General features: G+C 61.5%; 10 protein-coding genes. 6 read left to right on the forward strand and 4 right to left on the reverse strand.

Features of this window, described 5'->3' with window-relative positions; genetic code table 11:
• From dusB to Q0341_RS10690, 4 genes are all read left to right on the forward strand, one after another.
• Positions 1-855 (forward strand): tRNA dihydrouridine synthase DusB (gene dusB, locus Q0341_RS10675; RefSeq protein ID WP_299513023.1); only part of this gene is annotated, 855 nt, incomplete at its 5' end.
• Positions 852-1091, forward strand: coding sequence for a Fis family transcriptional regulator (locus tag Q0341_RS10680; RefSeq protein WP_299513024.1), 240 nt, complete (start codon positions 852-854; stop codon positions 1089-1091). The genes dusB and Q0341_RS10680, both read left to right, overlap by 4 nt.
• 18 nt (positions 1092-1109) lie before the next feature.
• Entirely contained in the window at positions 1110-2696 is a 1587-nt protein-coding gene (purH, locus tag Q0341_RS10685; RefSeq protein ID WP_299513027.1) for a bifunctional phosphoribosylaminoimidazolecarboxamide formyltransferase/IMP cyclohydrolase, read from the forward strand.
• Between the two features lie 10 nt (positions 2697-2706).
• A complete protein-coding gene (locus Q0341_RS10690; protein WP_299513029.1) occupies positions 2707-3951 on the forward strand; it encodes a DEAD/DEAH box helicase in 1245 nt (414 codons plus the stop codon).
• A gap of 59 nt (positions 3952-4010) precedes the next feature.
• Here the strand turns inward: Q0341_RS10690 and Q0341_RS10695 are convergent, their stop codons facing one another.
• Positions 4011-4343 (reverse strand): DUF6172 family protein, encoded by a 333-nt coding sequence (locus Q0341_RS10695; protein ID WP_299513031.1) that lies wholly within the window; start codon positions 4341-4343, stop codon positions 4011-4013.
• A 137-nt stretch (positions 4344-4480) separates the two neighbouring features.
• Here Q0341_RS10695 and Q0341_RS10700 point away from each other — a divergent pair, with 137 nt between their 5' ends.
• Positions 4481-4762 carry a hypothetical protein gene (locus tag Q0341_RS10700; protein ID WP_299513033.1) on the forward strand — a complete coding sequence of 94 codons (282 nt, stop codon included), beginning with the start codon at positions 4481-4483 and terminating at the stop codon, positions 4760-4762.
• Entirely contained in the window at positions 4728-5252 is a 525-nt protein-coding gene (locus Q0341_RS10705; protein WP_299513035.1) for a hypothetical protein, read from the forward strand. The genes Q0341_RS10700 and Q0341_RS10705 overlap by 35 nt, the downstream gene beginning before the upstream one ends.
• Here the strand turns inward: Q0341_RS10705 and Q0341_RS10710 are convergent.
• The 3 genes from Q0341_RS10710 to Q0341_RS10720 are packed head-to-tail and all read right to left on the reverse strand — an operon-like array spanning position 5224 to position 7954.
• Positions 5224-5691 carry a hypothetical protein gene (locus Q0341_RS10710; RefSeq protein WP_299513038.1) on the reverse strand — a complete coding sequence of 156 codons (468 nt, stop codon included), beginning with the start codon at positions 5689-5691 and terminating at the stop codon, positions 5224-5226. The two genes, Q0341_RS10705 and Q0341_RS10710, sit on opposite strands and share 29 nt — an antisense overlap.
• Before the next feature lie 8 nt (positions 5692-5699).
• The gene (gene hemL, locus Q0341_RS10715; protein WP_299513040.1) at positions 5700-6995 is read right to left on the reverse strand and encodes a glutamate-1-semialdehyde 2,1-aminomutase; all 1296 of its coding nucleotides are present in this window, start codon (positions 6993-6995) and stop codon (positions 5700-5702) included.
• Positions 6996-7012: 17 nt separating this feature from the next.
• Positions 7013-7954 (reverse strand): bifunctional hydroxymethylpyrimidine kinase/phosphomethylpyrimidine kinase, encoded by a 942-nt coding sequence (locus tag Q0341_RS10720; RefSeq protein ID WP_299513042.1) that lies wholly within the window; start codon positions 7952-7954, stop codon positions 7013-7015.
• Positions 7955-8009: the final 55 nt, after the last annotated feature.

An 8009-nucleotide genomic window follows, 5' to 3' on the forward strand; every position in this document is an offset into this window, starting at 1 on the left:
GAGCCGATCGCGGTGCAGATCGCCGGCACGGACGCTGCCATGATGGCCGACGCAGCCGCCTACAACATCGACCGGGGCGCGCAAATCATCGACATCAACATGGGCTGCCCGGCCAAAAAAGTCTGCAACAAATGGGCTGGCTCGGCCCTGATGCAAGACGAGCCGCTGGCGCTTCAGATCATCAGCGCCGTGGTCGAGGCCGCTGTGCCCCACGGCGTGCCCGTGACCTTGAAAATGCGCACCGGCTGGTGCGATGCCGAAAAAAACGCCCTGAGCCTGGCCCTTGCGGCTGAGCGCGCCGGGGTGCAAATGGTCACCGTTCACGGCCGCACCCGCGAGCAAGGCTACAAAGGCTTGGCCGAATACGACACTGTGGCCGCTGTGAAGGCCGCTTTGCGCATCCCGGTGGTGGCCAATGGCGATGTGGATTCGCCTGAAAAAGCCCGTGATGTGCTGCAGTTCACCGGCGCCGACGCCGTGATGATTGGCCGCGCCGCCCAAGGCAGCCCCTGGATCTTTCGTGAGATCGCCCACTTTTTAGACACAGGCACACACCTGGCCCCGCCGCTGGTGGCCGAGGTCCGCCGCGCCCTGCTCGAGCACCTGCAAGACCATTACGGCCTGTATGGCGAATACACCGGTGTGCGCTCGGCGCGCAAACACATCGGCTGGTATGTGAAGGCCCTGCCCGGTGGCGACGCCTTCCGCGACCACATGAACACCTTGGAGACTGCAGCCCAGCAACTGGCCGCCGTGGCCGCCTATCTGGACGGCCTGGCCGACCAAATGGAGCGCCTGCCCCAGCACCAGGCCTTGCGCCCCGAGGCCTGCACCGATTTAGAGACCACGCCATGAGCGAACCCCAATCCATTGAAAACTGCATCCGGGACAACCTGGACATCTACTTCCGCGACCTGGACGGCACCGACCCCACAGGCCTGTACGACATGCTGGTCAAGCTGGTCGAAAAACCCTTGCTCGACGTGGTCATGAGCCAGTCCGGCCAGAACCAGTCGCGCGCGGCCGAATGGCTGGGCCTGAACCGCAACACCTTGCGCAAAAAGTTGCTCGAACACGATTTGCTGAAATAAATTTTGAAGAAAGTCCCCATGAGAGCCCTCATCTCCGTCTCTGACAAAACCGGCATCGTCGACCTGGCCAAAGAATTGCACGCCCTGGGCGTGGGCCTGATCTCCACCGGCGGCACCGCCAAGCTCTTGGCCGATCAAGGCCTGCCTGTGACCGAAGTGGCCGAAGTCACCGGCTTCCCCGAAATGCTCGATGGCCGTGTCAAGACCTTGCACCCCAAAGTGCACGGCGGCTTGCTGGCGCGTCGCGACACACCCGAGCACATGGCCGCTTTGCAGGCGCATGGCATCGACACCATCGACCTGCTCATCGTCAACCTCTACCCCTTTGAAGCCACCGTGGCCAAGCCCGGTTGCACCCTGGCCGATGCCATCGAGAACATCGACATCGGCGGCCCCGCCATGGTCCGCTCAGCCGCCAAGAACTGGAAAGACGTGGGCATCGTCACCGACGCGAGCCAATACGCCGACGTGATGGCTGAACTGAAAGCCAACGGCAAACTCAGCGACAAACTGCGCTTTGCACTCTCGGTTGCCGCATTCAACCGCATCAGCCAATACGACGGCGCGATCAGCAACTACTTGTCGAGCGTGAACTTTGAAGCTGAGAAGCTGAGCGAAGATTACGTGCCCGAGCGCGCCCGGTTCTCAGGCCAATTCAACGAGCAATACGTCAAAGTGCAAGACCTGCGCTACGGCGAAAACAGCCACCAGCAAGCCGCTTGGTACCGCGACTTGGCCCCTTCTGCAGGTTCACTGGCCACTGGCGTGCAGTTGCAAGGCAAGGAACTGTCCTACAACAACATCGCCGACGCCGATGCGGCTTGGGAATGTGTGAAGAGCTTCGACAGCTCAGCCTGTGTGATCGTCAAACACGCTAACCCCTGCGGTGTGGCCGTGGGCACCACCGCTTTGGAGGCCTACAGCAAAGCTTTCCAAACCGACCCCACCAGCGCCTTCGGCGGCATCATCGCCTTCAACCGCCCCGTGGACAAAGCAGCTGCCGAAGCGGTGAGCAAGCAGTTCGTTGAAGTGCTGATGGCCCCCGATTTCAGCGCCGAAGCGCTGGAAGTGTTCAAGAGCAAAGTGAATGTGCGCTTGATGAAAATCGCGCTGCCTGCCAATTACGGCAATGTGCGCAACGCACTCGAAACCAAACGCGTGGGCTCAGGCCTGTTGTTGCAAAGCGCCGACAACCACGAGTTGGCTTTGGCCGATTTGAAAATCGTCACCGTCAAGCAACCCACGCCTGAAGAACTTCATGACCTGTTGTTCGCCTGGAAAGTGGCCAAGTTTGTCAAATCCAACGCCATCGTGTTTTGCAAAAACGGCATGACCATGGGCGTGGGCGCTGGCCAAATGAGCCGCCTCGACTCCGCCCGCATCGCCAGTATCAAGGCCGAAGCCGCCAAGCTGAGCCTGCAACACACCGTGGTGGCGAGCGACGCCTTCTTCCCCTTCCGCGACGGCCTCGACGTGGTGGTGGACGCAGGCGCGACCTGCGTGGTCCAGCCCGGTGGCTCCATGCGCGACCAAGAAGTCATTGACGCCGCCAACGAGCGTGGCGTGGCGATGGTGTTCACCGGCGTGCGTCACTTCCGCCATTGATCGGATTATTTTGAACTTTGACCAACTCGGCTTGACCCCCGCGCTTTTGCGCGCCGTGGGTGACATGGGCTTGTACGCCCCCACCCCCATCCAGGCCGAGGCGATCCCTGCGGTTTTGAAGTCGGCCGACGTGTGGGCCACCGCGCCCACCGGCTCGGGCAAGACGCTGGCCTTTGCGCTGCCGCTGCTCCAGCACTTGCTGGCCGCACCGCGCCAGACCAATTTCCGCCGCCCCGTGCGCACCCTGGTGCTGGTGCCCACGCGCGAACTGGCGGTGCAGGTGGGCGATGTTTTGGCCAACTTGGCCTACAAACTGCCGCAGTCGCTCAAGGTGAACACCGTGTTTGGCGGCGTATCGGTCAACCCGCAAATGATGGCGCTGCGTGGCGGTGCCGACATCGTGGTGGCCACGCCGGGTCGTTTGCTTGACCTGATTGACCAGAACGCTTTGCGCTTGGCCGATGTGCAGCACTTGGTGCTGGACGAAGCCGACCGCCTGCTGGATTTGGGCTTTGCCGATGAACTTCAACGTGTGCTGGCGTTGCTGCCTGCCAAGCGCCAAACGCTTTTGTTTTCTGCGACCTTTGCACCCGAGGTGGAAGCCTTGGCGGCCAAGTTGCTGCGCGATCCGGTGCGCATCACGGTAGAGGCCTTTGAAGGCCACAAGCCCGACATCACCCAGCGCGCCATTGCCGTGGACGAGAAAAGCCGCACCGCCTTGCTTCGCCACCTGATCACCGAAAACGGTTGGAAACAGGTGCTGGTGTTTGTGGCCACGCGTTACGCCTGCGAGCATGTGGCGAACAAGCTTTACAAAGCGGGTGTGTTTGCTACTCCGTTCCATGGCGAGATGAGCCAAGGGGCACGCCAGGAAGTCTTGAGCGAATTCAAGGCCGGACGCTGGGACGTGGTGGTCACCACCGATCTTGCCTCACGCGGCATCGACATCGCCATGCTGCCCGTGGTGGTCAACTACGACCTGCCGCGCTCAGCCACCGACTACACCCACCGCATCGGCCGCACGGGCAGGGCGGGTGCGCATGGTGACGCGGTGAGCTTTGTCACCGCCGCAGCCCTCGCGCACTGGCAGCTGATCCAGAAACGCGAAAGCCTGGAACTCGCTTTAGAGCAAATCCCAGGCTTTGAGCAAACCGAAACCCCACCACCACCGTCGCCCGGCAATGGCGGCATCAAGGGTTCACGTTTGAGCAAGAAAGACAAGTTGCGTGCGGCTGCCGCCAACGCATCAGATTGACCTGCGCCCAGCTGGCGCTGGCATCAGGCCGATACATGCCGTGCCAGCCTCCGGGGGGGTCAGTGTTCTAACGTATCACCTGGCTCGTCGCCAGTGTCTTGGGCTTGAGGCTTGATCACACGCAAGCCGTGCTTGCTCAAAATTTCCACATACACCGAGGCAGCGCCCGTTTTGGCGGCAGCGTCCACGGCTTCGATCACGGCGCTCACGCGCACCACTTCGGCGGTGTCGGCGCTCAGACCCACTTGGCAGTCAAAGTCCCAAAAGTCCACGCCTTTGGGCACGTCGCGGTTGCGTTCGCGCTTGAAGTATTTGCGGATTTCGTGCTTGACGGCTTCGAGCACGCGGTCGGGGTGCTTGCCTTCGGCTTGCAGGGGAAAGTTCTTTTTCATGGGGAGTCCTGAGGGGTGGGCAAGCGCCCGGTCCGGACGTGAATGCAGGGGCGAATTATCGCCGTTTTGGCTGGCGCGACTTGGGGCTTGGGTGGGCAGATTTGTACATTTTTATGCGTTCATACAAAAATGCAGACATGCGAACTTCACTTGATTTTCCCGGCGCGCTGTTCAAGCACCTCAAAACCCGGGCCGCTCAGGAGGGACGGACCTTGCGCGACCTGGTCATTGAGCTGGTGGAGCGGGGCTTGACCGCCCGCGAGGTGGTAGACCCGCAGCAAAGATTTGCAGCCAGACCTGTATTTGGTTCAGTCGATCCAGCGGCAACGCCAGTGCATTTCATGAGCAATGCCGCTTTGTATGAAATCATGAACAAGGACGACGATGAGCGAGCCATCCAATTCATGGCGCGGCGCTGAGTCAACGCCCAGCTGGCGTTTGTCCTCCGGCGATTTTCTGGACGTGAATGTCTGGTTGATCTTGTCTTACCGGTCGCACGAGTTCCATGCGGTGGTATCGCGTTATTGGCATTCGGCGTGCGAAAGTGGCACACCTTTGTGGTTCAGTCGAGGCACCATGATGGGCTTGGTGCGCTTGTTGGTGCAGCCCCGCATGATGGGCCCTGATGTCATGACGATTCACCAAGCGCTGGACGATTACCGCAAGTGGGTGGACACACCTCAGGTGGCTTTGTTGCCCGAACCGCCTGGCTTTGATGATGCCTTGACCCGTTTGATGGGCATGGCCTCGGCACCCTTGGCCGCACATTGGTGGACCGACCTGTGTTTTGCTGCAACGGCCGAAGCAGCTGGTCTGCCCATGTCACGTTCGACCGCGACTTTGAGCGCTTTGGGCTGGAGCGCTGCTTGGTTTTGCCGAGTCAGTGACCCGACTGAAACCGAAATTTGAGCTGAAAGCTGACTGCGCCATAGAGCCGATCTTTGAGGGGTGGCACCAGCGCCACGTTCAGTCCCCAGTGCTGGCCTTCCAGGCTGGCGGTGGGAATGAGGGCTGGAAACCAGCCACCCTCGTAAGCGTTGGGGTAGCCGTTGAAAGCTCCAGCCACCACGCCCAGCTTCATGCCAGCCCAAGTCCAGGGTTGGTAGTAGGCGCCAACATAATTGGAGTTGGCGTTGTTGCTGTTGCGAAAGCGTCCGGCTGTGGCCGACCAAGTGTCGTCGATGCGGTATTCGAAGCCTATGCCTGGATTGGCATTCCGCAGACCTTTGTTCGTGTCAAAGTGCGCCGAATAAAACCCAGCGTTGATCCACAGACGGCTGGTGTCGAACTCGGCCTGGGCCGACAGCGCAGCCGAACTGGCGACAAGCAGGCAAGCCAGGCGCTTCATGGGTCGGCTCAGAGCGACTTGAACACATCCGCCGCGACACGCACCGTCTCGGCGATGTCGGCTTCGGTGTGGGCGCCGCTCACAAAGCCCGCTTCATAGAGGGCAGGGGCGATGTACACGCCGCCGTCCAGCAGGCCGTGGAACAGTTTGTTGAACTTGGGGCTGTCGCTTGTCATGACTTGGGCATAGTTTTGCGCCAACTCGGGCAGCAATAAAAAGCCAAACATGCCGCCTTGGCAGTCGGCGCTGAAGGGCACACCCGCCGCAGCGGCGGCACCTTTGAGGCCATCGACCAGGCTTTGTGTGCGGGCGCTCAGGGCTTCAAAAAAGCCGGGCTTGGCGATCTCGCGCAGCGTGGTCAGGCCGCAGGCGGTGGCCACCGGGTTGCCACTCAATGTGCCCGCTTGGTACACCGGGCCGGTGGGGGCCAGTTGGCGCATGATCTCGCGCGGGCCACCAAAGGCGGCCAAAGGCATGCCGCCGCCAATCACCTTGCCCAGCACCGTCATGTCGGGCTTGAAGCCGGGAATGGCTTTGGCGTAGACGCTTTGCGCGCTGCCCAGGGCCACACGGAAACCGGACATCACTTCGTCAAACACCAGCAAGGCGCCGTATTCGGTGCACAGCTCGCGGCAGCGTTTCATGAAGGGCACGCTGGCGCGCACAAAGTTCATGTTGCCCGCGATCGGCTCGATCATGACGCAGGCCAGTTCCTTGCCGTGCAGGGCAAAGGCTTCTTCCAGTTGCTGGATGTTGTTGTATTCGAGCACCAGGGTGTCGCGCACCACTTCAGGCGGCACACCTGCGCTGGTGGGATTGCCAAAAGTGGCCAGGCCCGAGCCGGCCTTGACCAGCAGCGCGTCGGCATGGCCGTGGTAACAGCCTTCAAACTTGATGAATTTGCTGCGGCCGGTGGCGCCACGGGCCAGGCGCAGCGCGCTCATGCCCGCTTCGGTGCCCGAGCTGACCAGGCGCACCATTTCCATGGACGGCACATGCTTCAGGATCTCTTCGGCCAGCTCGATCTCGCGTTCGGTGGGTGCGCCAAACGAGAAGCCGTCTAGGGCCGCTTTTTGCACCGCTTCGAGCACGGCAGGGTGGCCGTGGCCCAGGATCATCGGGCCCCAGGAGCCGATGTAATCGATGTATTTTTGGCCGTTGGCGTCCCAAAAATAAGCGCCTTGGGCGCGCTGCACAAAGCGCGGTGTGCCGCCCACGGCGCGAAAGGCGCGCACGGGGGAGTTGACGCCACCAGGGATCACTTGGGCGGCGCGGTCAAAAAGGGTTTGGTTGCGATCGGTCATGGTTTTTGTCTCCGGCTTCAGTGTTTGGTTTCGTTGAAAGGTACTTCAAAATAATCTGCCCCCGGATGCACTTCGGGGCCATCGTCGTCGGTTTCTTCGCCTTCGGGCAGGGCCCAGAACAGGCGGTCCGGAATGACTTGGCCCATGCCGGGCCGAAAGCCCTCGTCGAGGCACCGGTCCAGGTAATGCAGGGCTTCGCTGGTGGCTTCCGGCAGGTCCATGCCGGTGGCCAGCAAGGCGGCCAGAGCCGCAGTGAGTGTGTCGCCCGCACCCGCAAACACTGCCTCGATGCGTTCAAACTTTTCGTGGGCCAACACGGTTTCGGGCGAGGCCAGCACGTTGTCGATGTGTTGCTCGGGCAAGGTCAAGCCTGTAACCAAGGTGAAGGGCACGCCCAGTTCGGCCGCGGCTTTGGCGATATCGCGGGGGCCGGGGTTGCGCTCACCCGTCCATTCAGGCAGCAGCCAGCGGCGCAGGGTGCTGTGGTGACCCACCAACACGCTGGTTTGGGGCAACAGCAATTCGCGAAAGGCGTCCAGATAAGCGTCGATCTTGTCTTCTTCCCACCATGACAGGTTGGGCATGTAGGCCACCACGGGCACGCCGTCGTAGTCGTCGGACAGCTCGGCGATCACTGCCAAGTTTTCCGGAGTGCCGACAAAGCCGACCTTGATGACCTGCACCGGCACGTCCTCGGCCACAGCGCGGGCTTGGTCGTGTACGGCCTCGTCGTCCAGCGCAAAAAAGTCGGTGATGCTGCTGGTGTCGCGCAGATAAGTGCCCGTGCAAATGGGCATGCAATGCGCCCCGACCGAGGCCATGGCCACGGCGTCGCAGCTCAAACCCCCAGCGCCGCTGGGGTCGTTCGCATTGAACGACAGCACACAGGCCAAGCTGGCCGATTCGTCGTCGTCCAGGAGCTGTTCGATGTCAGGGGTTTCTGGGTGGGGATCGGTCATGAAAAGTCAAGCGTCTGGGCCTTTCGAGCCCCCTTGGGAGAACCCGATGAGCGGG

The sequence above is a fragment of the uncultured Limnohabitans sp. genome, from assembly GCF_937889215.1.
GTDB lineage: Bacteria > Pseudomonadota > Gammaproteobacteria > Burkholderiales > Burkholderiaceae_C > Limnohabitans_A.